This window comes from Rouxiella chamberiensis (assembly GCF_026967475.1).
GTDB classification, from domain to species: Bacteria; Pseudomonadota; Gammaproteobacteria; order Enterobacterales; family Enterobacteriaceae; genus Rouxiella; species Rouxiella chamberiensis.
The window spans coordinates 1,224,900-1,249,121 of sequence record NZ_CP114058.1; the positions used below are offsets into that span (position 1 = coordinate 1,224,900).

The window sequence follows — 24,222 nt, forward strand, 5'->3', positions numbered from 1 at the left end:
ACTTTGCATATTTTAATTGACCTTCAAGGTTGTCAATCTGAAAGTCGCTTGCGTGGAATAGGGCGTTACAGTGTTTCTCTCACCAAGGCGCTCATCCGCATTGCTCCGCAGCATAAAATTTCTATTCTAATTAACGGCATGTATGATATCGATAATATCAATGCCGTTAAAAAGCTTTATCGCGATGTGATTGACCCGGCCGATATGTATATATTCTCTGCGCATATGCCGACCAATTACAGCGACACGACAAACCACGGCCGTTTGAAAGCCGCACAGATTAACCGCGATCACGCAATTGCCAATATTAATCCCGATATTGTTTTTGTGACCTCTTTCTTTGAAGGTTTTTCAGATAATTTCGTGGTGTCGATTCCTGAATCCAAACATTCATGGAAGAGCTTCTGCATTTGTTATGACCTGATCCCGCTGATTAACCCTGCCGTCTATCTTAGCGATGCGTTATTCAAGCAGTTCTACATGAGCAAGATTAAAGAATACGAGAATTACGACGGCGTGCTGGCTATCTCTTATTCTGTGGTTGAGGAAGTTAAAAAACATACGCAGGTCGTGCCGGAAAAAGTAGTGCATATTTCTTCTGCGGTAGACGACGAATTCCATGTTTTGGGATTAAGTGACGTCGAACGCGATGCACTGCGAGCTAAATATCATATTCCGGGCGATTTCCTGATGACCATCGGGGTCGTTGAACCGCGCAAGAATATCGATGCGCTGATCGAAGCCTACGGTTTGCTGCCGGAAGGTGTGCGTGCGCAATATAGCCTGGTGCTGGCCTGTCAGATTAAGCCGCACAACCGCACCTATCTGCTGGAAGTGGCCAGGAAGCATGGCGTGCCGATGGAGCAAATCGTCTTTACCGGTTATCTCTCCGATGAAGACCTGATTGGCCTTTACAATATTTGTCGACTGTTTGTTTTCCCGTCATTGCATGAAGGCTTTGGCCTGCCTCCGCTTGAAGCGATGAAATGCGGTGCGGCGACCATTACCTCCAATGCCACCAGCCTGCCGGAAGTCATGGGGTGGGAAGCCGGGATGTTTGACCCTCGCGATACCCGCGCAATGGCGGCGCTCATGGAGCGCGCGTTGACCGATGAAGCTTTCCACGCCGAACTGGTCACTCACGCCACCCAGCAGGCAACCAAATTCTCCTGGGAGCGCAGCGCCGAGCTTTCACTGGCTGCCTTTGAACAAGCGCTGGCAGCGCCCGCTGAAATCGAACCGGTTTCCAACGCGGTAAGTCTTGACCACGCGATTGAACATATCAACGCCATTCCGGCGTTTACGGAAGAAGACCGGCTTGGAACGGCCTGGGCCTTGGCTCAGAACAGCTTTGCCCGCCACAAGAAAAAACTGCTGGTGGATGTCTCGGTGCTGGTCGAACACGACGCCGGAACCGGTATTCAGCGTGTTGCGCGTAGTGTGTTGTCTTGTCTGCTGGAAATGAATCTGCCGGACTACGACGTGCGCCCGGTTTATTGCCATATGGGCAAGAACTACCATTACGCCAATACCTATCAGGACCGCAAGTTTGGTTCGCACCACGGCGAAGATGACGCGGTACTGTTCTGCAAGGGCGACCTGCTGCTGGTGCTGGACCTTACGGCGCACCTGTTCCCTTATCTGAATACGCAGCTCGACAAAATTCGCCGCACCGGGACCCAGGTCCACTTTGTGGTGTATGACATTATTCCGATTTCGCAGCCAAAATGGGCCGCGGAGAGCATTCAGCAAGTGTTCCCGGGGTGGCTGGCCTCTCTGGCTCAGCATGCCGACGGTATCGTCTGCATCTCCAACAGTGTCGCGAACGAAGTGCGCACCTGGCTCGACGAGCAGCGTGACAGCATTCCCGTCAACCCTTACCTGACGGTAAAAAACTTCCTGCTCGGTGCGGATCTCGACGCCAGTATGCCAAGCAAGGGCATGCCGGAAAACGCGGCACAGATTCTGGCGACCATGAAGCAGAACGACTCGTTCCTGATGGTCAGTACCGTCGAGCCACGCAAGGGATATCAGCAGGCCTTCGAAGCCTTCGACCTCCTTTGGCGTCGGGGCGTCAAGTGCAATCTGATTATCGTCGGCAAGCAGGGCTGGGCCGTTGAAGAATTGGTCGAGAGAATCCGTAACCATCCTGAACTGGACAAACAACTGTTCTGGTTGAACGGAATAAGCGACGAATTCCTTGAAATGCTGTATGCCCAGTCGAGCGCGTTGCTGGTGTCATCTTTTGCCGAAGGTTTCGGCCTGCCGGTGATTGAAGCGGCGCAGAAAAATTTACCGGTCATTATTCGTGATATTCCGGTATTCCGTGAAATCGCGGGCGATCATGCGACCTACTTCAACGGGTCAGATCCGGCCATTCTGAGCGATGCCATCGTAACCTGGATTGAGCAGGCCAAGACCGGAAACATCCCTCGGTCTTCGGATATCAACTGGTTGACATGGCGCGAAAGCACGGAATTACTGGTCAGGCAATTGCCTTTATAAGCATGACGACTGACTCCCTGCGTGACGAGTTTCCCGCGCGCCAGGATCACGATATGAATGCAATCCCTTAATCGCCCGCCCCTTATAGGGCGGGGTCGAGCGAGGGCATAAAGGTGTTAACCATGAAGCTAGTCTTTGCGTCAGACTGCATAAAGTATCCCCTGACCGGGATTGGGCGTTATGCGCTGGAGTTAGCCACGCAGCTTGAAACCCGCAGCGACATTACCTCGCTGCGTTATCTCAACGGACGAACACTGGTAGAAAAGTTGCCCGTGCCGGTCGAGAGCGGTGAGGTCGAGCCGAAGATGCGGGGCATGTTACGCAAGAATCCGTTGATTACCGGAGCCTATCGGTTTGTCTACCCGTGGCTCAAGTCGCGCACCTTGAAGCAGGCCGAAGGGGCTATATTTCATTCACCCAACTACTTTTTGCCGCCAAGCGTTGACCGCGCCATCGCGACGTTTCATGACCTGTCGATTTTTACCTGGCCCGAGTGTCATCCCGCCGACCGTATCGCATTTATGCGCAAGGAATTATTGCTGTCGCTGCGTCGTGCGCAACGGCTGGTGACTATCTCGGAATTCTCGCGACAGGAGATAGCCAGCTATTTCAATTATCCGCTGGATAAAATCGATATGGCGCCCCTGGCGAGCAGCGGTCAGTTTTATGCACGCTCGAGCGCAGAAACAGCCGATCTCATGCGTCGACTGGGTTTGAAACATGGTCACTATTGCCTGTATACGGGCACTATCGAGCCACGTAAAAATATTGGCACACTTCTGGATGCCTATGAGAAATTACCGATTTCACTCAGGGCGCACTATCCGCTAGTGTTATGCGGATATTCAGGATGGGGCAGCGAGGCGATTCACCAGCGCTTTGAGCGCGGCGAGCGCGAAGGGTGGATCAAGTATCTGGGCTATATGGCTTCGCAGGATCTGCCGTTGCTGTTTGCCGGCGCGCGTGCGTTTTTGTTCCCTTCGCTTTATGAAGGTTTTGGCTTGCCGGTTCTTGAAGCCATGTCTTCCGAAGTGCCTGTGGTGTGCTCGAATGCGGCTTCATTACCCGAGGTCGTGGGCGAGGCGGCACTGGTTTGTGAACCTCTCGATGTCGAGGGGTTTACTCAGGCGATTCAGCGCGCGATTGAAGACACGGTCTGGCGCAGTGAGGCCATCACCGCCGGACTTCATCAGGCCGGAGGGTTCTCCTGGGCACATTGTGCGGACGAGACTCTCAAGGCTTATAAAAAGCTGTAAAAATCCGATTTTATTATCGCTTTGCCTGCGTCACACTCTTGCTCCTCGGCAAAAGAAAAATCGTCATGCAAAGGGAATTGTTGTACCGATTTACGCTGAAAGTACTCAACAACTTATTAATGCACTTTTGATTGATAATCAATAAACTATAACATTTGTAAACCTAGATGGATTTCATGATGACTAATAAAGTAGCGATTATTACGGGTATTACCGGACAAGATGGCGCGTATTTGGCTGAGCTTCTGCTGGAGAAAGGCTATACCGTTTACGGAACCTACCGCCGTACCAGTTCTGTTAACTTCTGGCGTATCGAAGAACTGGGAATTAAAGGTAATCCTAACCTGCATCTGACCGAATATGACCTGACCGACCTGTCAGCCAGCATCCGTCTGCTGCAAAACACGGGTGCTACCGAGGTGTACAACCTGGCCGCACAGAGCTTCGTGGGCGTGTCCTTCGAACAGCCTATCACCACGGCCGAAATTACCGGTCTGGGTGCGGTAAACCTGCTGGAAGCGATTCGTATCGTTAATCCGAAAGCCCGTTTCTATCAGGCATCCACTTCCGAGATGTTCGGCGAAGTCCAGGCAATTCCTCAGAAGGAAGACACGCCTTTCTACCCGCGCAGCCCATACGGCGTAGCAAAACTGTACGCACACTGGATGACCATCAACTACCGCGAAAGCTACGACATCTTTGCGTCAAGCGGCATTCTGTTCAACCACGAATCTCCACTGCGTGGTCAGGAATTCGTTACCCGTAAAATCACCGATTCCGTGGCGAAAATCCATCTGGGCAAACTGGACGTGCTCGAGCTGGGTAACATGGATGCCAAACGTGACTGGGGCTTCGCCAAAGAGTACGTTGAAGGCATGTGGCGCATGCTGCAGGCCGACAAACCAGACACCTTCGTGCTGGCGACCAACCGTACCGAAACCGTGCGTGATTTCGTCTCCATGGCGTTCAAGGCAGCAGGCATCACTCTGCGCTTTGAAGGCGAAAACGAGAACGAAGTAGGTATCGACACCGCAACCAACAAAACGCTGGTGAAAGTGAATCCTAAGTTCTACCGTCCTGCGGAAGTCGAGCTGCTGATCGGCGACCCGGCAAAAGCGAAGGAAGTGCTGGGCTGGGAACCAAAAACCAACCTCGAGCAGCTGTGCAAAATGATGGTTGAAGAAGATCTGCGTCGCAACAAACAGGGCTTCTCCTTCTAATGACAACAAATGGCAAAATAGCTTTAATCACCGGGATTAAGGGATTTACAGGCCATTTCATGGCAGCCGAGTTATCGGCTGCCGGATACCAGGTTCATGGCCTGGGCACGCAGCCATCCCCATCGCTGGTTAACTATGCCGTCGCCGATCTGACCGATTTCGAGGCGACGAAATCCATTATAGAAAGCATCAAACCCGATGTTGTCGTGCATCTGGCCGCAATAGCCTTTGTAGGCCACGCCGACATCAACGCTTTCTACAACGTGAATGTGTGCGGCACCCGCAATCTGTTGCAGGCACTGGTTGAATGCTCGCATCAACCCGAAGCCGTGCTCATTGCCAGCAGCGCCAATGTCTATGGCAACGCGGCAGAAGGGCGGTTGAGCGAAGAGACCGAGCTGAACCCTGCCAACGATTATGCCGTCAGTAAAATTGCCATGGAGTACGTGGCTAAGCTTTACGCGAGCAAATTGCCGATTATCGTTACACGTCCGTTTAACTATACCGGTGCAGGGCAGGCGAACAATTTCCTGATCCCGAAAATCGTCGATCACTTCAAGAGACGTTCTCCGACCATCGAGTTGGGCAATATCGATGTGTGGCGCGATTTCTCCGATGTCAGATATGTTACGGCCGTTTATCATGCGTTGATCAACGCGCAGGCTTTTGGCGGCACCTATAATGTGGCTTCCGGCGAAATGTATTCGCTGCGTGACGTGATTTCGCTTTGCGAAAAAATAACCGGCCATAAAATCGATGTCCAGGTGAATCCTCTGTTCGTCAGGCAAAACGAAATCAAGGAACTCTGCGGCGATACAGGTGGTTTGCAGTCAACCTGTCACGTGTTGCCGAAAAAATCGAATTGGAAGAGACCCTGCGTTGGATGCTGAATAACTAATGTTGAAAATAATCCTTTCCACTGACTGCGTAAAGTTCCCGCTAACCGGTATTGGGCGCTATGCATTCGAGCTGGCCAAACAGCTCGAAAACAGCCAGAGTGTTGACCTGTCCTACCTCAATGGCTTATCGATTACGAAGACATTGCCCGTGGCCAGCGAAACGGGTAATAGCGGACAAGGATTGAAAAGGCAGTTACAGAAAAGCCGTCTGGTCAGTGACATTTACCGTGTCACCTATCCTTACGCCAAATCCTATGTACTGAAAAAACAGCAAGAGCACATCTTCCATAGCCCCAATTACTATATTCCGCCCAATATCGGCAAAAGCGTGGCGACCTTCCATGACCTTTCCGTGTTCCACTGGCCGGAGTTTCATCCTGCCGGTCGTGTGCATCTTATGCAGAAAGAGTTAAAGAAGACGGTAGCCCGTGCGAAAGTGCTTATCACCGATTCGGAATATACCAAAACCGAGCTGGTCGAGTATTTCTGTCTGGATGCCAGCGACGTTGTGGTTGCGCCACTGGCGAGCAGCGGATTCTTCATGCCGCGACAACCCGCCGACGTGCATTCCGTATTGAACAAATACAAGCTGGGTTATAAGCAGTTCTTCTTGTACACCGGCACCATCGAACCGCGTAAAAATATTCTGAGTCTGTTGCAGGCTTACGATAGGTTGGATGCGGTGACAAAGAGAAACTTCCCGCTGGTCATTAGCGGGTATAAAGGCTGGGAAAACGAAGAGTTGTTCAAGCTGTTCAAGAAAGGTAGCGACGAAGGCTGGCTTAACTATCTCGGCTTTACGGCCTCGGAAGATTTACCCAAGCTTTATGCCGCAGCCAAAGGTTTTCTGTTTCCTTCGATTTATGAAGGTTTCGGATTGCCTGTGCTTGAGGCGATGGCCTCAGGCGTGCCGGTCATCTGTTCCAACGCCAGTTCACTTCCGGAAGTGGTGGGAGAGGCGGCGCTCATGCACGACCCTTATGACGTTCCTCGTTTTTCTGAATCGATCGATCGACTTATTCAGGATCCCTCGATTGAACAACGCATGATAACTGCCGGTATTGAAAGGGCCAGCCAATTTTCCTGGAAGCATTGCGCGGATAAAACCATTCAGGCCTATCATCAGGTTTCGGAACGCTATGATTAACGTCTTACATTGTTATAAAACCTATTACCCGGACTCTTTTGGCGGCATTGAACAGGTTATCTATCAGTTATCCGAAGGGGGCGCGCAACGTGGGATCGCTTCCACCGTTTTCACGCTGACCTCCAACGAAATTGGACCAAACCCGCGCCAGATTGAGCACCATTCAAGCTACCGCATCAAGACCCAGCTTGAAGTGGCCTCGACGCCTTTTTCTCTGAAAGCCTTCAACGAATTCAAGAAGCTGGCCGAACAAGCAGATATTATTCACTATCACTTCCCGTATCCGTTTATGGATTTTCTGCATTACGGAGCGGGTATCAAGAAGCCGAGCGTAGTCAGTTATCACTCTGATATCGTGAAGCAAAAATATCTGCTAAGCCTTTATACGCCCTTGATGAACAAGTTTTTGTCTGATGTCGATGTCATCGTTGCCGCCTCGCCCAACTATGTGGAAAGCAGCAGCGTATTACAGAATTTCAAGGACAAAGTCGCCGTCATTCCTTATGGCCTCGACCGGAAATTTTATAATAACGCCTCGATTGATGTGAAAGCCCAATGGAAACAGCGCTATCCCAACGGCTTTTTCCTGTTCGTCGGCGCTTTTCGTTATTATAAAGGGCTGCACATTCTCATTGAGGCGGCGAGAAATTCACAGTACCCCATCGTGCTTATCGGTGGCGGGCCTATCGAAGCTGAACTGAAAGAGCAGGCAAGCGCCAGCGGCGTCACCAATATCGATTTCCTGGGGGCGTTGGGCGATGAAGACAAAGCCGCCTTGCTCGAGCTTTCGACGTGCCTGGTGTTTCCTTCGCACCTCCGTTCGGAAGCCTTTGGTATCTCGCTGATTGAAGCTTCCTTGTATGGCAAGCCGTTGATCTCTTGCGAAATCGGTACGGGCACGACCTTTATCAATATCGCCGAGTCCACCGGTTTGGTGGTTCCACCCGACGATCCCAAGGCTCTACGCGTGGCGATGGACCGAATCTGGTCAAATCCCGAAGAGGCGCAGCGCTTTGGCGAGGCTTCCAAAATACGTTTTGATCAACTGTTTACCGCCGAAAAGATGGTCGAACAGTACGCGCAAATCTATGAAAGACTTATCTCGGGCCGCTGAAGCCATTCCAACTGGTGAAAACTCCGGCAGAAAACATTTCATCGCTCTTTTTGACCTGCAATTTACCGCTGTTACCGGTAAAGTGTTTCGTGCTCAGCATGGTGGCTGAGGCTTGGCTGCAATGACCACGTACTGGTTGTGCTAGTTATAGCTGTGATAGGTACACCCTCAGTCATTCTGATGTACAATGCTTGGGTTCATTTGTATGGCGCGGTGGCGATAAACCCACTAATAACATGGGATTACGTTGCACCGGGCTATCAACTATTTCAGACAGGAGTTGCTAATGTCCAAACAACAGATCGGCGTAGTGGGTATGGCGGTAATGGGTCGTAACCTGGCGCTTAACATTGAAAGCCGTGGTTATTCCGTTGCTATTTTTAACCGTTCCGGCGACAAGACTGAAGAAGTCGTTGCCGAGAATCCGGGTAAGAATTTGGTACCGTACTACACAGTTGAAGAGTTTGTTGAGTCACTGGAAAAACCACGCCGTATTCTGCTGATGGTGAAAGCAGGCGAAGCGACCGATAAAACCATCGCCTCCCTCACACCGCACCTTGATAAAGGTGACATCCTCATCGATGGCGGCAACACCTTCTACAAAGATACCATCCGTCGTAACAAAGAACTTTCCGAGCAGGGCTTCAACTTTATCGGTACCGGCGTTTCCGGTGGCGAAGAGGGCGCACTGAAAGGCCCATCCATCATGCCTGGTGGTCAGAAAGAAGCTTACGAACTGGTTGCTCCAATCCTGACCGAAATCGCGGCACTGGCCGAAGACGGCGAACCTTGCGTTGCCTACATTGGCGCCGATGGTGCGGGTCACTACGTTAAAATGGTTCACAACGGTATCGAATACGGCGACATGCAGCTTATCGCCGAAGCCTATTCCCTGCTGAAACAGTCTCTGAACCTGAGCAATGAAGAGCTGGCCAAAACCTTCGTCGAGTGGAACGAAGGCGAGCTGAGCAGCTACCTTATCGACATCACCAAAGATATCTTCACCAAGAAAGACGAAGCGGGTAACTACCTGGTTGACGTCATTCTTGACGAAGCTGCCAACAAAGGTACCGGTAAGTGGACCAGCCAGAGCTCTCTGGACCTCGGCGAACCGTTGTCTCTTATCACTGAATCCGTCTTCGCTCGCTACCTGTCTTCCCTGAAAGACCAGCGCGTTGCTGCCTCGAAAGTGCTGACCGGTCCAACCGTGAAAGCCTTCGAAGGCGAAAAAGCCGAGTTCATCGAGAAAATCCGTCGTGCACTGTACCTGGGTAAAATCGTGTCCTATGCACAGGGCTTCTCACAGCTGAAAGCGGCGTCCGACGAGAACAACTGGGATCTGCAATACGGCGAAATCGCCAAGATCTTCCGCGCGGGCTGTATCATCCGTGCCCAGTTCCTGCAGAAAATCACCGATGCCTACGCGGAAGATGCGTCCATCGCGAACCTGCTGCTGGCGCCTTACTTCAAAAACATCGCTGACGAATACCAGCAGGCGCTGCGTGACGTGGTTTCCTACGCTGTACAGAACGGTATCCCGACGCCAACCTTCTCCGCTGCTATCAACTACTACGACAGCTACCGCAGTGCGGTTCTGCCAGCGAACCTGATCCAGGCTCAGCGCGACTACTTCGGTGCTCACACGTACAAGCGTACCGACAAAGAAGGCGTCTTCCACACCGAGTGGATGGAATAAGTTCAGCAGTGAACTGACCTATTGCGGACAGTCATACTGTCCAGCCAATCAAGGCCCCGGAGTTTTACTCCGGGGCTTTTTTTATACGTTTTTCAAGCCTCCCGAGGCGGCAGGCACAGGACAATGCTTAAAACGCCGTTAACGTTTGGACACGCTTCGCCAACCTCTGTAAACTTCCTTACTGATTCCATACGGTAAAAATACAATTATATTTAAGGATGTTACATGTTGCTAAGTAGTCCCGAGCAAGGGGATAACTATCGCGGTTTTCTGCTTTCAATTTTTATTGGCATCGTGTTTTATTTTGCAATTTTTGGCACCGAAATCATCAATCCCGCTAATATCGCCTGGTTGAGTCATGGTGATACGGCGCAGGCGTATCTAGGGTGGGAATTCTTTAGAAACACACCCTGGCGCTTTCCTGTCATTGGCTTGACCCCTGATTTTGGTATGGAAGTGAGCAATGCCGTGGTCTACTCGGATTCAAATCCACTGTTGGCCATAATCTTTAAAATATTTAACTCTTTCCTGCCTGCCGATTTCCAGTATTTTGGGATCTGGTTGTTGGGTTGCTGTGTATTGCAGGCTATTTTCGCCTGGAAAATTATCCGATTGTATTCCGAAAGTATCGTTATCAAGCTTGCGGGAACCTTGCTGCTGATGTTTATACCTGCGTGGATAAACCGCATCTATCACATCAACCTTATGGCAAACTTCTTTATACTGGCCGCCGCTTACCTCACCCTGAATCCCAAACACAGAGAAAATGCGCTGAAGTGGGGGATTCTCATCTGCTTTTCGATTTTGGTTCACCTCTATCTTTCCCTTATGGTCTGCGTGGTTCTGGGGAAGCATCATGTTGTTCAGGGCGATTAAAGACATTAAAAAAGCACCTAAAATGATTCTCTTCGAGATGGTGCCTATTTTTGTCTGTGTCGCACTGCTGGCCTATGTCACCGGCTATTTTTCCGTAAGTCATGGTGTGGCGGCGCAAGGATTCGGCGCATATCGGGCCAACCTGCTTTCACCTGTACTGGCTAATGGCTGGTCACTGCTTATCAATACGCATTCCTATTACCCGACCGAGGGAGAAGGCTTCAACTTCCTGGGACTTGGCGTAATATTCCTGCTGCTGTTGAATGTCAGAAGCGTGGTTCGCTACTTCACGGCCTCGAAAGTCAAACAGCATGGCGCTGTCATCTTTGCCGTTGCCTTCTTGTTTATCTACTCCCTGAGCAATCAGATAGGTATTGGTCCTTACGTCGTACATTATCCTCTGCCGGATTTCGTGCTTAAAATCTGCGCCATATTCAGGGCGTCAGGTCGACTCATGTGGCCTGTCACCTATTTCCTGATTATTTTCCTGGTCGTACGGACTATCAAGAACAACAGCCGCAGCACAGCCGGTTTCCTGCTGGCGTTTTGCGCATTTGTGCAGATTGTCGATACCAGTAGCGGTTGGGTGGCGATTCACAAGCAGTACAGCGCGTCTGAACAACCTGACTGGACCCCTCATCTGAAAAACGCCTTCTGGCGCGATGCGGTCGCTAAATACAAATATATTCGCTGGGTGCCTTTCGACAACTCCTCCGAGAAGTATTGGAAAGAGCTTTCCTATTATGCGTCCAAAGGCAACAAGGCTACGGATGCGGTGTACATGGCGCGCTTTGACAGCAAAAAAGCAGGGGAGATGAATCAGGCCGTGCTTGAATCCCTGCTGGAAGGCAATTATCAAAAAGACACCCTGTATGTCATGGACAGAGACTGGAGTTCATTATTCAATCTCCGACCGCAGGATTTGTATGCCAAAATTGACGGCGTATATGTGCTTGCGCCAGGTGATGCGGCATGTGCTGCCTGTGAAGTGGTTCAGCCGAAAAATACGGTAGAGAGTTTCTTCGACTTTAGGGAGCAGGGTAAAAACACCTTGCTGCTGGCCGATGGCTGGTCGGTTCAGGAACCCTGGGGCGTATGGAGCAGCAACCGCGAAACGGCGATTACGTTGCCGATAAAACCGGGAGCACACAAAATCACGCTGGCCTATAACCCGTTTATCTCCTCAAAAACGCCTGTTCAGCACGTTATCGTCACGCTCGAGGGTAAAACGCTGGCTGAATTCTCGAGTGCCGACGGCGCGGGTGCGACCCAGGAGATTGCGCTTCCGCACGCCTTGATTCAGGGCCGTAAAACCGTGAGCCTTCACTTTGAACTTCCTGATGCGATTATTCCGCTCAATGCAGGTCTGGGTATGGATTCACGCATGCTGGCAATAGGTATCAAAAGTATAAATGTTGAATAATCGGCGCGCGTTAATATGTACGGTTTGCCTGACTCGGCACGGAGAGGTGCAACATGATTAAAGTCTTTATCAAATACGTGGTCGTCGGAGGCTTTAACACGCTGCTGCATTGGGCCACATTTGCCCTTGTTTATAATCTGATTGTTCGCAATCAGATGATCAGCAACTTCGTCGCTTTCTGTGTTGCCGTCACTTTCAGCTTCTATGTCAATGCAAGATGGACATTCAAAGCCGAGCATACTTCCATGAGATATTTCATGTTTGTCGGTTTCATGGGACTTGTCGCGCTGTGCTTTGGCCTGCTGGCTGATGAACTAAAACTGAATCCGTACATTACCCTGATCGGTTTTTCAGGCACCAGTCTGCTCATCGGATTTCTTTATTCGAATTTCATCGTGTTCAGGAAAAAAGCATAATGAAAATTTCTCTTGTCGTTCCCGTGTATAACGAAGAAGACACTATTCAGATTTTTTATAGAGAGGTCCGTGGTTATGCCGAGTTGAAAGACTACGACGTTGAAATAGTCTTTATCAACGATGGCTCCCGTGATAGCACCGAGTCCATTATCAATGCCCTGGCATTGGCCGACAATAACGTGCAGGCGATTAACTTTACCCGAAATTTTGGTAAGGAACCGGCGTTGCTGGCCGGTCTTGAACATGCCACGGGCGATGCCATCATTCCTATCGATGTGGATTTACAAGACCCTATCGAGGTCATCCCGCTATTGATTGAAAAATGGCAGACCGGTGCCGATATGGTTCTCGCCAAACGAACCGATCGTTCAACCGATGGTCATCTGAAAAAGCAGTCTGCGCTGTGGTTTTACCGCTTGCACAACAAAATCAGCAACCCCAAAATCGAAGAGAATGTGGGTGATTTTCGCTTGATGTCGCGTGATATGGTCGAGAATATCAAGCAACTTCCCGAAAGAAATCTCTTTATGAAAGGGGTGTTGAGCTGGGTTGGAGGCAAGACGGAAGTCGTCGAGTATTCCCGCGCGGCCAGGGTAGCCGGTACCTCCAAATTCAATGGCTGGAAACTGTGGAATCTGGCGCTGGAAGGTATCACCAGCTTTTCAACCTTCCCGTTGCGCGTCTGGACCTATATTGGGCTGCTCGTCGCGCTGACTTCATTTGTCTACGGTGCCTGGCTGGTTCTCGACACGCTGGTTTTTGGAAATCCCGTTCACGGCTATCCTTCCGTCATGGTGTCAATCCTGTTCCTGGGCGGCGTTCAGCTGATTGGTATTGGCGTGCTGGGTGAATATGTCGGCAGAATATATGTTGAAACCAAGGGACGACCGCGATTTATCATAAAAAAATAACGTGTCCCTCCAAATAAACTGACAAAAAAGGCCGCCCGATAATTTCAGGCGGCCTTTTTGATTATCGCAGCGAGATAATTCTGCCAGCGAGTCGTCTTCGCAGGCGGTTACTTGCTATGACGCTGACGCAGATTATCGATAACTGTACTCAAATCCAAATCCTGGTCCTGAAGCAGTACCATCAGGTGATACAGCAGATCCGAGGCTTCGTTCTTCAGCTCGAAGCGGTCATTGACGGTGGCTGCCAGCGCTGTTTCAACGCCTTCTTCACCGACTTTCTGCGCGATGCGCTTGGTGCCGCTGGCGTATAGGCTTGCGGTATAGGAGCTGTCAGGGCTTGCGGTTTTACGCGAGGCCAGCAACTGCTCAAGCTGATACAGGAAACCCCAGTCGCTGCTCGCAGGGTGGAAGCAGCTATTGTTGCCCTTGTGACAGGTCGGGCCGATAGGGTTGACCAGAATCAGCAGCGAGTCGTTGTCGCAGTCCGGCGTAATGCTGACGACGTTCAGGAAGTGGCCGGAGCTTTCTCCCTTGGTCCACAGACGCTGCTTGGTGCGCGAGAAGAAGGTCACCTTGCCGGTGTCTTGCGTGACGCCCAGCGCCTCCTGATTCATGTAGCCCATCATCAGGACTTCACCGGAGACGGCGTGTTGCACGATGGCCGGCATCATGTGATCAGTCTTTTCCCAGTCGAGTTGCGCGAGTTGTTCTGCGCTCAGCATGCGGGGTTCTTTGATACTTTTCACATCTTGATTCTGTTCTGCGTTACTCACAAGCGGATCTCCACGCCTTGGTTCGGCCAGATAGCGTTTCAGCTCGCCGATATTAATGATTTGTTTGTGGAACACGGAGGCGGCCAGTGCGCCGTCGACTTTCGCGAGCGTAAAGGCATCAAGGAAGTGGCCGCGCTCGCCTGCGCCGCCCGAGGCAATCAGCGGAACCTGACAGACTTCGCGCACCATATTCAGCTGGCGCAAGTCATAACCGTTGCGCACGCCGTCCTGATTCATCATGTTCAGCACGATTTCGCCTGCGCCACGCTGCTGCACTTCCTGCACCCAGTCCAGCGTCTGCCAGGTGGTGATTTTGGTGCGCGCTTCGTCGCCGGTAAACTGATGCACCTGATAGGTATCGGTTTCGGCGTCATGCCAGGTATCGATACCCACTACAATGCACTGCACGCCATAGCGGTCTGCCAGACGGCTGATGAGTGTCGGGTCGGCCAGCGCAGGGGAATTGATGGAAATCTTGTCCGCGCCGAATTCAAGAATGCGACCTGCATCTTCCAGTGTCTTGATGCCGCCCGCCACGCAGAAGGGAATGTCGATCACTTCCGCCACGCGAGTTATCCAGCTTTTGTCGACGACGCGTCCGTCGGAAGACGCGGTGATGTCATAAAACACCAACTCGTCGGCACCTTCTTCGGCGTAACGTTTCGCGAGCGGCACGATGTCGCCGATAATCTCGTGATTACGGAACTGAACGCCTTTGACGACCTGTCCGTCTTTAACATCGAGGCAGGGAATTATCCGTTTTGCCAGCATGAGATTGCCTCCGATACAGTAAACTTGCCGTCGAGCAGGGCGCGGCCCACGATAACGCCCTTGACGCCGATATCGCGCAGGGCGGCGATATCTTCCAGACCGCCAATACCGCCGGAAGCCTGAAACGCAACCTGCGGGAAACGGCCACAGACTTCGCGATACAGCTCGACGTTGGAACCGGCGAGCGTGCCGTCGCGGGAGATATCGGTACACAGCACGTGCTTGAGGCCGAACGGTAAAAACTGTTCAACGACCTGTTCCAACGTGGAATCCGAGTTTTCCTGCCAGCCACTGACGGCAACGTGCTTGTTGCCCGCGTCGTCGATACGTACGTCGAGCGCCAGCACCAGCGCGTCGGCACCAAAACGGGTAAACCACTGCTGCACCAGCTCGGGATTTTTAATGGCCGTTGAACCGACGACCACGCGCGAAACGCCCGCCGCCAGAAGGGCTTCGACGTCCTGCTCGGTACGAATCCCGCCGCCAACCTGAACCGGCACGGAGACGCCCGCCACCAGTTGTTTCAACAGCGGGATCTGCCGGGCGGCCGGATCCTTGGCGCCGGTGAGGTCCACAAGGTGCAGCACCTGCGCGCCCTGAGCCTGATAATCCTGTAAACGCGGCAACGGCGAATTGCCATAGTCGCGCTGCTGTCCATAGTCGCCCTGATGCAAACGCACCACGCTGCCCTCGATTAAATCCAAAGCGGGGATAATCATGCTGCTTACATCTCCAAAAAGTTTTTGATCAACTGCGCGCCTGCGGCACCCGAACGCTCGGGGTGGAACTGCACGCCGAAGAAGTTGTCTTTCTCGACGGCCGCACTGAACGGCTCGCCGTACAGCGTCTGGGCGATGGTGTTTTCGCACACCGGCATCGCGAAGCTGTGCACGAAATAGAAATAGGCGTCTTCATCGATGCCGCGAAACAGATGATGTCCGGCACGCGCCTTGACCTTGTTCCAGCCCATGTGCGGCAGGGGCAGGCCGCGATCGGGCATTTTGATCACTGGCTTGTCGATGATGCCAAGCGTCGCAATGCCGCCGGTTCTCTTCGCTCGACGAGGCCAGCAGCTGCATGCCGAGACAAATGCCGAGCACCGGTTGGGTGCAGGCTTTGATAAGCTCGATAAGGTCGCGCTCTTCCAGTTTGTCCATGGCGGCCTGCGCGGTGCCTACGCCCGGCATAAACAGCTTGTCGGATTGCAGCACTACGTCGGCATCGCGGCTAATGACAGGCTCATAACCCAGACGCTTGATAGCCGCATTGACGGAAAACAGATTGGCACAGCCGGTATCGAGGATAACGACGTTCATTAGAGCACTCCCTTCGAGCTCGGCAGCGTGTTGCCATCGACGCGGATCGCCTGACGCAGTGTGCGGCCAAAGGCCTTGAACAGACTCTCGACGCGGTGGTGGTCGTTTTTGCCCTTGGTTTTCAGGTGCAACGTGCAGCCCATCGCGTAGGAGAGCGAGCTGAAGAAGTGTTCCACCATCTCCGTGCTGAGATCCCCAACGCGTTGATAGCTGAATTCGGCTTTATATTCGAGGTGCGGGCGGCCGGAGATATCCAGCGCACAGCGCGCCAGACATTCGTCCATTGGCAGCACAAAGCCGAAACGGCCGATGCCGCGCTTGTCACCCAGCGCCTTGTTCAGCGCTTCGCCGAGCGCCAGACCGGTATCTTCCACGGTGTGGTGATCGTCGATGTAAAGGTCGCCCTTGACTTCGATGTTCATGCGAAAACCGCCGTGGGTGGCAATCTGGTCCAGCATGTGGTCGAAGAAACCGACGCCGGTCTTGATTTTGCTGCCGCCTTCGCGGTCCAGCCAGACGTCGACGTCAATCGCCGTCTCGCGGGTTACGCGGTTCACCTTGGCGTGACGATCGCGCTGCGTCAGCTGTTTGGCGATGGCCGCCCAGCCCAGCGAGTCGCGCTGATAGCGCAGGCCGCCGATGCCCATGTTCTGGGCGAGTTGAATGTCCGTCTCGCGATCGCCAATCACGTAGCTGTTGGCGCTGTCCAGCACGCCGCTGTCGAGATAGGTTTGCACCAGTCGGGTTTTCGGCTTGCGGCAATCGCACTCGTCCGCCGGCAGATGTGGGCAGATAAGCACGTCGTCAAACACGATGCCCTGCGAGGTCAACACCTGCATCATCAGGTTGTGCGGCGGATCAAACGTCTCCTGCGGGAAGCTTGCGGTGCCCAGTCCGTCCTGATTGGTGATCATCACCAGCTTGAAGCCTGCCGTTTGCAGGGCCAGCAGCGCAGGGATAACGCCCGGCTCGAAGGCCAGTTTATCCAGGCGGTCGACCTGGAAATCTTCCGGTGGCTCGGAAATCAGCGTACCGTCACGGTCGATAAAAAGGATTTTCTGACTAACAGGGGTCTGGCTCACATAGGCTCCTTGCTGGCGCAACGGTTTTCATTGACGGATGATGATGCGCCCGGTAACGGACGAAGGGCGTCGAGGACGCGCTGACACTCCTGACGGGTGCCAATGGTAATGCGCAGACAACCGGAAAGACTCGGCTGCCTGTTTTGATCACGCAAGATAATACCTTGATTCCACAGGGTTTTAAATACGCTTGCCGACGCAGTCATGCGTACCAGTAAATAGTTGGCTTCGCTGGTGAAGACTTCCTCGACGCAGTCGCAGTCTTCGAGTTCCTGCTGTAACCATTGGCGTGTCTCGGTCACTTCTGCCACGCGCTGGCGCATCACGGCCAACCCTTCGTCGCTCAACGCCTGTGCGGCGATGTCGGCTACGGGGGTGGCGAGGGGATAAGGCGCGATAACCTTGTTCAGCACGTCAATCAGTTCAACGTTTGCCAGCGTAAAGCCGCAGCGCAGACCGGCCAGCGCAAAGGCCTTGGACAGGGTACGCAAAATGGCAAGGTGCGGATAATCTTCAAGCCAGCCGGAAACGGTCGCCTGCGGGCAGAACTCGATATACGCCTCGTCGACGGCAACGACAGCCTTGCCGCGCGTCATCTCCAGTACGGCGCGGATATCGTCAGGATTAATCAACTGCCCGGTCGGGTTGTTCGGGCTGCAAATATAGACCAGTTTTACGCCGTCCAGTGCCTGTTCGATGGCAGGGACATCCAGCTGCCAGTCGGCTTTGGCCATCACGGTACGGCCTTCGACGCCAAACGTCTCGGCGCTCACGCTGTACATGCCGTAGGTGGGCGGACAATAAAGTATAGCGTCCTTGCCCGGTTCGCAGAACGCGCGGATCAGCAGTTCGATGCTTTCATCGGCACCCCGGCAGACTAAAACCTGTTCGGGCTGCACCTTGGCATAGGCGGCATAGCGACGCACGACTTCCACGGGCTGGCTTTCAGGATAGCGGTTTAACGTTTGCGCGGTCAGCTCGAAGCGCGGGGCTGTCGCGTATTCGTTGGCGTTGAGCCAGACGTCACCGTTACCGCCCAGGCGGCGCGCCGACTGATAGGGAGTCAGCTGCTGCACGTTTTCACGCGCCAGAGATACGATGCTCTTACTGTTGTCAGTCATTATTTACGCTCCATCAGGGCGGCAACGCGCAGCGTGACGGCATTTTTGTGTGCGGTCAACTGCTCGGCCTGAGCCAGGGTTTCAATGGTCGGCGCCAGTGCCAGCAGGCCGGCCGGTGTCAATTGCTGAACGGTCATCCGTTTCTGGAAATCGGCCAGACCCAGACTGGAACTGGTCGCCGTATAGCCATAGGTCGGGAGTACGTGATTGGTGCCGGAAGCATAATCACCCGCCGATTCCGGGGACCAGTCGCCGAGGAAGACTGATCCTGCGCTGGTGATGCTGTCGACCAGCGCTTCCGGTTCGCGGGTTTGCAAAATCAGGTGCTCGGGGCCGTAGGCGTTGCTGATTTCGACACACTGCGCCAGATCTCGGGTAACTATCAGGCGGCTGCTCTCCAGCGCCTTGCGGGCAATCCCGCTGCGCGACAGGCTTTGCAGCTGATTTTCAACCGCGGTAGCCACCGCGTTGGCCATCCCGAGGTCCGGCGTCAGCAGAATGACCTGCGAGTCAGGGCCGTGCTCTGCCTGCGACAGCAAGTCGGAGGCCACGAAATCGGGCGTGGCGCCTGCATCGGCAATCACCAGCACTTCGGAGGGACCGGCGGGCATGTCGATAGCCGCGCCGTTCAGGTGCTGGCTGACCTGACGTTTGGCTTCCGTCACAAAGGCATTGCCCGGACCAAAGATTTTCGCCACTTTCGGCACACTTTCAGTGCCGAATGCCATGGCGGCAATCGCCTGCGCGCCGCCGAGTTGATACACCTCGGTGACGCCGCACAGTTTGGCGGCATACAGAATTTCATCGGCAATCGGCGGCGGCGAACACAGAATCACTTTCTGGCATCCGGCGATGCGCGCCGGAGTCGCCAACATCAATACCGTGGACGGCAGCGGGGCAGACCCGCCGGGAATATAGAGGCCGACGGAGGCAATCGGGCGCGTAATCTGCTGGCAGCGCACACCCGGCTGGGTTTCGATATCCACAACCGGCAGTTTCTGCGCGACGTGGAAAGTCTCGATATTGCGCACGGCGACGGCCATCGCCTGCTTCACATCATCGCCCAGACGCGCCGATGCCTGCTCAATCTGCTCGGCGGTGACACGAATCTGATCGACGTCGGTTTTATCGAAACGCGCACAGTATTCACGCAGCGCGACATCGCCTTCGTTGCGCACGCGGGTCAGGATTTCCGTCACCGTTTCGGTAATGCTGCCCGAGGCGGCGATAGCCGGGCGCGTCAGTAACTCGCGGCGCTGCTGCGCGTCACAGGCTTGCCAGTCAATGGGGGTAGAGAAACCGTTGGCTTGCATCGTCTTACTCCATCATCTTTTCAATGGGTAATACCAGAATCGAGCTGGCGCCCAGCGCTTTCAGTTTTTCCATGGTTTCCCAGAACAGCGTTTCGCTGCTTACCATGTGCATCGCCACGCGTTGCTTGTCGTTGGCCAGCGGCAAAATGGTCGGACGTTCGGCTCCCGGCAGCAGGGCGATGATTTCGTCCAGCTGGGCGCTTGGAGCATGCAACATGATGTATTTCGATTCACGCGCCTGAATAACGCCCTGAATGCGGGTCATCAACTTGTCAATCAGCAGCTGCTTGGACTGCGGCATTTCACCGTCACGCTGGATAAGACAGGCTTTGGAGCGGTAGATAACTTCGTCTTCCTTGAGGCCGTTGGCTTCAAGGGTTGCGCCGGTAGAAACAAGATCACAGATGGCATCGGCCAGACCGGCGCGAGGAGCCACTTCTACCGAACCGTTTAGCAGACAGGATTTGAAGTCGAGGCCCTTTTTGTCGAAGTATTGCTTGAGGATGTGTGGATAAGAAGTGGCGATACGTTTGTTGCCGAGGCTCTGCGGGCCGGTATAGTCGAAGTCCAGCGGGGTGGCCAGCGACAGACGGCAACCGCCGAAATCCAGACGGCGCAGGGTGAAGTAACGCGGGTCTTCGCCCTGGGCGCGACGGCTCAGCAACTCTTCTTCCAGCACGTTTTCACCGATAATGCCGAGGTCGACCACACCGTCCATCACCAGACCCGGGATGTCGTCATCACGTACACGCAGGATGTCGATTTCCATGTTTTCGGCGAAGGCAATCAGGCGCTGCTCCTGCAGGTTGATTTTGATCCCGCAGCGGGCCAGCAGCTCGCGGGATTCGTCGCTCAGGCGACCTGATTTTTGCATCGCGATACGTAAACGGTTCTTGTCCAACATGATTCAATCCTTCCAGCAATGTGTATTTTTAAGTTTAAGTCGATGTTTTAATTCATTTTTAGAAATCTTCAGGGTAAAAAAAGCCCCCGGAAGAAATCTTCCGAGGGCTCTCTGCTGCGTTCTGCGCCACTGGAAGATCTTAAAAGTCTCCCAGCACCAATCTGCCTGAAAGACTAGTCAGGATGATGGTGATGATGGTGGTTGATCAGAACGTTAAGCATGTGTCTTTCTCTCGTTTTATGAATTGCGACCTGCCGCGATAGGGCAACAGGTTGATAATCTGTTGGCATTTAACCTAAACCACCGCGCCCGAGGGCGCAACCTTTTTTAGGGTGATGAGTAATATTAATATCTTTCAGGGTCTAATGATTAATGTGAATGGATTGTCATGAGTTGTATAGAAGACCTCAAGATGCCGTACAGAGTAAACAACTGAAAAGACGGTTAAATTCATTCACGATTCTCGCATTGAGTTGAGCAGGGCACGACGGTAGCCTGCTAGACTTATGAACAAGAATACGCAGCTTTGGAGAGCAGGATGAAGAAGGTATCGATCATTGGATTAGGCTGGCTTGGCATGCCGCTGGCCATGGCGCTTAGCGCCCGTGGTTATCAGGTGGTGGGCAGCAAGACAACGCTTGACGGCGTGGAAGCCGCCCGTATGAGCGGCATCGAATGCTATCAGCTTAACTTCACTCCGGGCGTCACGATGGAGTGCGATGCCGACGACCTTGATGTGTTGCTCAACGTCGATGCGCTTATCATCACCTTACCGGCGCGTCGCACCGTTGAGGGCAGCGAACTCTATTTTCAGGCGGTACAAATGCTGGTGGACAGCGCGTTGGCGCACAATGTTCCCCGCATGATTTTCACCAGTTCGACATCCGTTTATGGCGATGTCGAGGGCATGGTGCGCGAAACATCGCCGCTCCTGCCGGTGACGTCAAGCGGCAAGGTGCTCAAGGAGCTGGAAGAGTGGTTCCACCAGTTGCCGAACACCTCCGTCGACGTGCTGCGTCTTGCCGGACTGGTGGGTGCCGAACGTCATCCGGGGCGTTTTCTGGCCGGTAAAACCGACGTTAAAGGTGCAAACCACGGCGTCAATCTGGTGCATCAGGACGATGTGGTTGCGGCAGTGCAGTTGCTGCTTTCGCTGCCGCGTGGAGGCCATACGTACAATCTCTGCGCACCGGCACATCCGGCCAAGCAGCAGTTTTACCCGCTGTCGGCCAGAAAACTCGGCCTGCCCGAACCCACATTCGCGCCCGAACCTGCCGACTCAACGGGTAAACTGGTCGATGGCAGCCGTATCGTGAAAGAGCTGGGGTTCGAATACCAGTATCCCGATCCCGAGCGTATGCCGTTGAACTAAAGAATTGCACCTAAGCATCGCAGTTTTCATTGCGGCGTTTTTGCACCGTCAGTTTCAGCTATCCACCCTGATTTTTCCCTGATATTTATCCGAAATCAGGGGGTTGGCCTCTTTCTTGCTTCATTTTTAATTGAATTATTAAATCTCGAGCAGGGAGAGGCCGATGCACCCGAATTATCCGCACATCACGCTGTCAGCAATCGACATTCATAAATCCTTTGGCGAAAACGAGGTGCTGAAAGGCATTTCGCTCGATGCGCGAAAGGGAGATGTCATCTCGATTCTCGGGGCCAGTGGTTCCGGAAAGAGCACCTTTCTGCGCTGCATCAATCTCCTTGAAACGCCCGATTCCGGCACGATTGCGGTTGGCGGCGACATTATTCACATGAAGCGCGATGCGCGTGGCGTTCAGCAACCGGTGAGTCGTCGACAGGTCGAGGGGATACGTTCACGGCTTGGCATGGTGTTTCAGGATTTCAATTTGTGGTCGCATATGACGGCATTGGAAAATGTGATGGAAGGGCCGCGATATGTGCTGAAACGTCCGCGAAAAACCTGTATCGAGCAGGCAGAGGCGTTGCTCGAGAAAGTCGGGTTGTTCGAGAGAAAAGATTATTATCCGTCGCAGTTGTCCGGCGGCCAGAAACAACGGGTGGCGATTGCCCGTGCACTGGCGATGGACCCCGAGGTCATGCTGTTTGACGAGCCGACCTCGGCGCTGGACCCGGAGCGGGTAGGCGAAGTGCTCAAAGTGATGCGCAGTCTGGCGGAAGAAGGGCGCACCATGCTGGTGGTAACTCACGAAATGGCTTTTGCCCGCAGCGTGTCCAGTCAGGTGGTGTTTTTACATCAGGGAGCGATTGACTGTAAAGGCGCCCCTCGGGCGCTGTTTGGCTCGGAGGGGTCGCCGCGTTTTCAGCAGTTTATTTCACCTCATCTGCAATCGGCCTGAGGCGAAAAGGTGCCGTTAAACGTCAAAACGTTCCGGCCGGAAGGTCGCCAGCATCGGGTGTTTCTTGCCGCTGGCGATTTCGCTGGCCAGCAGTTCGCCTACGATAAGCCCGAGGGTCGCGCCCGAATGGGTGAAGGCCACAAAGCAATGAGGTACGCTTTTCAGTTCACCCAGTACCGGATTGCCGTCACCCGGAATCGGCTTTAACCCAATCTTCCAGCTTGCCGCTTTCAGTCCCTTGTCGCCTGCCAGCACTTTTGCCGCTTCGCCGACCAGTTCATCGACCACCGCCTCGGGAATGGTGTAGTTGCCCTGTTCATCACGGGTAATGGAAGATTCGTACCAGTCGTGGTCCAGCGCCAGTGTCTTGCCCGGATTCGGGCGCAGCGCGACACGCGGCGTATTCATCACCACCTTGATGTTGTCTTCGACCGGCGCGGTTATCACCAGCATCGACAGCGGAGAATCGTTCGGAATGGTCACGCCGAGCGGAGCGACGACGTCAGGGGTTTGCGGACCACAGGCCACCAGCACCGCGTCGGCGCTAAAGCTCTCGCCATTGTTGGTGCGAATACCCGTAGCCTTGCCGCTGGCATCGGTCAACACCGAGCATTGACCCGCATGTTCCACCAGTTGACCGCCGAGTTTATGGAACTCGACCAGCAGGAAATTGACCAGATGCGGCAGGCTCACCCAGCCCTCGCCCGGATTGAACAGGGCAGGTTCACCTACGGCCTCGGCATTCACCTGCGAATCTATCTTGCCCACTGTATCTGGCCCGGTTAACTGCGAGGCGTAACCGTGTGCCGTTTCATAGGCATAACGCGCCTGCGTCTCCGCCTGCCTGTCTTTGCCCCAATACAGTCCGCCATCGAAACGGAGCCACTCGCGAGAGGGATCCTGGGCAAACAGCGTGCGGTAGCGGTCAATCCCGGCCATGCGGATAGCGTGGTATTCCTGAGTGCGGTCGGCGGCCGAGTTCAGCCATGACAGTGAACGGCCCGATGCGCCCGACGCCAGTGCCGCATCGGTCACTAAGGTGACGTCCACGCCACGGCGCAGCAAGTGGACGGCGCTCGAGACGCCAATAATGCCGCCACCCAGAACAATGGCACTGTTGTTTACATTTTCAACTGACATGGAGATTTCCTATTC

The 24,222-nt window shown here is 53.7% G+C and carries 20 protein-coding genes, 2 pseudogenes and 1 other annotated feature; of the genes and pseudogenes, 13 read left to right on the plus strand and 9 right to left on the minus strand.

The annotated features are described in order from the left end of the window. Positions 1–3: 3 nt before the first annotated feature. The 11 genes from O1V66_RS05895 to O1V66_RS05945 all read left to right on the plus strand — a co-directional run bounded on the left by O1V66_RS05895 (position 4) and on the right by O1V66_RS05945 (position 13,463). Positions 4–2,505 (plus strand): glycosyltransferase family 4 protein, encoded by a 2,502-nt coding sequence (locus O1V66_RS05895; protein ID WP_045048058.1) that lies wholly within the window; start codon positions 4–6, stop codon positions 2,503–2,505. 122 nt (positions 2,506–2,627) lie between these two features. Further along, positions 2,628–3,761 carry a glycosyltransferase family 4 protein gene (locus O1V66_RS05900; protein WP_045048057.1) on the plus strand — a complete coding sequence of 378 codons (1,134 nt, stop codon included), beginning with the start codon at positions 2,628–2,630 and terminating at the stop codon, positions 3,759–3,761. 179 nt (positions 3,762–3,940) lie between these two features. After that, a complete protein-coding gene (gene gmd / locus O1V66_RS05905) occupies positions 3,941–4,981 on the plus strand; it encodes a GDP-mannose 4,6-dehydratase (RefSeq protein WP_045048056.1) in 1,041 nt (346 codons plus the stop codon). A gap of 59 nt (positions 4,982–5,040) precedes the next feature. After that, complete coding sequence (locus O1V66_RS05910; RefSeq protein WP_269128212.1) at positions 5,041–5,871, plus strand: GDP-mannose 4,6-dehydratase; 831 nt, start codon at positions 5,041–5,043, stop codon at positions 5,869–5,871. Positions 5,872–5,878: 7 nt separating this feature from the next. Continuing rightward, positions 5,879–7,027, plus strand: a complete 1,149-nt coding sequence (locus tag O1V66_RS05915; RefSeq protein WP_082051014.1) for a glycosyltransferase family 4 protein — start codon at positions 5,879–5,881, stop codon at positions 7,025–7,027. Next, on the plus strand, positions 7,020–8,141 hold the full coding sequence (locus O1V66_RS05920; protein WP_045048054.1) for a glycosyltransferase family 4 protein: 1,122 nt from the start codon (positions 7,020–7,022) through the stop codon (positions 8,139–8,141). The genes O1V66_RS05915 and O1V66_RS05920 overlap by 8 nt, the downstream gene beginning before the upstream one ends. A gap of 286 nt (positions 8,142–8,427) precedes the next feature. Next, positions 8,428–9,837, plus strand: coding sequence for an NADP-dependent phosphogluconate dehydrogenase (gene gndA / locus O1V66_RS05925; RefSeq protein ID WP_045048053.1), 1,410 nt, complete (start codon positions 8,428–8,430; stop codon positions 9,835–9,837). Positions 9,838–10,062: 225 nt separating this feature from the next. Beyond that, positions 10,063–10,713, plus strand: a complete 651-nt coding sequence (locus tag O1V66_RS05930) for a DUF6311 domain-containing protein (RefSeq protein WP_269128213.1) — start codon at positions 10,063–10,065, stop codon at positions 10,711–10,713. Continuing rightward, a complete protein-coding gene (locus O1V66_RS05935) occupies positions 10,694–12,136 on the plus strand; it encodes a hypothetical protein (protein WP_269128214.1) in 1,443 nt (480 codons plus the stop codon). Before O1V66_RS05930 ends, O1V66_RS05935 begins: the two co-directional genes overlap by 20 nt. A 53-nt stretch (positions 12,137–12,189) precedes the next feature. Next, positions 12,190–12,552: a GtrA family protein gene (locus tag O1V66_RS05940; protein WP_045048051.1), complete on the plus strand. Its 363-nt coding sequence runs from the start codon at positions 12,190–12,192 to the stop codon at positions 12,550–12,552. Then, positions 12,552–13,463 carry a glycosyltransferase family 2 protein gene (locus tag O1V66_RS05945; RefSeq protein WP_045048050.1) on the plus strand — a complete coding sequence of 304 codons (912 nt, stop codon included), beginning with the start codon at positions 12,552–12,554 and terminating at the stop codon, positions 13,461–13,463. The genes O1V66_RS05940 and O1V66_RS05945 overlap by 1 nt, the downstream gene beginning before the upstream one ends. Before the next feature lie 107 nt (positions 13,464–13,570). On the opposite strand, the gene hisIE is transcribed toward O1V66_RS05945, so the two are convergent. The 8 genes and pseudogenes from hisIE to hisG all read right to left on the minus strand — a co-directional run bounded on the left by hisIE (position 13,571) and on the right by hisG (position 20,743). Next, a complete protein-coding gene (hisIE, locus tag O1V66_RS05950) occupies positions 13,571–14,185 on the minus strand; it encodes a bifunctional phosphoribosyl-AMP cyclohydrolase/phosphoribosyl-ATP diphosphatase HisIE (protein ID WP_045048225.1) in 615 nt (204 codons plus the stop codon). A 47-nt stretch (positions 14,186–14,232) separates the two neighbouring features. After that, positions 14,233–15,007 (minus strand): annotated as a pseudogene (gene hisF, locus O1V66_RS05955) (imidazole glycerol phosphate synthase subunit HisF). Next, on the minus strand, positions 14,989–15,726 hold the full coding sequence (gene hisA, locus O1V66_RS05960) for a 1-(5-phosphoribosyl)-5-[(5-phosphoribosylamino)methylideneamino]imidazole-4-carboxamide isomerase (RefSeq protein WP_045048048.1): 738 nt from the start codon (positions 15,724–15,726) through the stop codon (positions 14,989–14,991). Before hisA ends, hisF begins: the two are co-directional and overlap by 19 nt. A 5-nt stretch (positions 15,727–15,731) precedes the next feature. Continuing rightward, a pseudogene (gene hisH / locus O1V66_RS05965) lies at positions 15,732–16,323 on the minus strand (imidazole glycerol phosphate synthase subunit HisH). Next, entirely contained in the window at positions 16,323–17,405 is a 1,083-nt protein-coding gene (hisB, locus tag O1V66_RS05970; protein ID WP_045048046.1) for a bifunctional histidinol-phosphatase/imidazoleglycerol-phosphate dehydratase HisB, read from the minus strand. The pseudogene hisH and the gene hisB overlap by 1 nt, the downstream one beginning before the upstream one ends. Further along, positions 17,402–18,526: a histidinol-phosphate transaminase gene (gene hisC, locus O1V66_RS05975; protein ID WP_045048045.1), complete on the minus strand. Its 1,125-nt coding sequence runs from the start codon at positions 18,524–18,526 to the stop codon at positions 17,402–17,404. Before hisC ends, hisB begins: the two co-directional genes overlap by 4 nt. Continuing rightward, complete coding sequence (gene hisD / locus O1V66_RS05980; protein WP_045048044.1) at positions 18,526–19,839, minus strand: histidinol dehydrogenase; 1,314 nt, start codon at positions 19,837–19,839, stop codon at positions 18,526–18,528. Before hisD ends, hisC begins: the two co-directional genes overlap by 1 nt. Before the next feature lie 4 nt (positions 19,840–19,843). Beyond that, positions 19,844–20,743: an ATP phosphoribosyltransferase gene (gene hisG, locus O1V66_RS05985; protein WP_045048043.1), complete on the minus strand. Its 900-nt coding sequence runs from the start codon at positions 20,741–20,743 to the stop codon at positions 19,844–19,846. A gap of 74 nt (positions 20,744–20,817) precedes the next feature. Next, positions 20,818–20,941, minus strand: a sequence feature (His leader region). Between the two features lie 340 nt (positions 20,942–21,281). Here hisG and O1V66_RS05990 point away from each other — a divergent pair. After that, positions 21,282–22,115: an SDR family oxidoreductase gene (locus tag O1V66_RS05990; protein WP_045048042.1), complete on the plus strand. Its 834-nt coding sequence runs from the start codon at positions 21,282–21,284 to the stop codon at positions 22,113–22,115. A gap of 163 nt (positions 22,116–22,278) precedes the next feature. Next, positions 22,279–23,067, plus strand: coding sequence for an ABC transporter ATP-binding protein (locus tag O1V66_RS05995; RefSeq protein ID WP_045048041.1), 789 nt, complete (start codon positions 22,279–22,281; stop codon positions 23,065–23,067). 15 nt (positions 23,068–23,082) lie between these two features. Here the strand turns inward: O1V66_RS05995 and O1V66_RS06000 are convergent, their stop codons facing one another. Further along, entirely contained in the window at positions 23,083–24,207 is a 1,125-nt protein-coding gene (locus O1V66_RS06000; protein ID WP_045048040.1) for an NAD(P)/FAD-dependent oxidoreductase, read from the minus strand. Between the last annotated feature and the right edge of the window lie 15 nt (positions 24,208–24,222).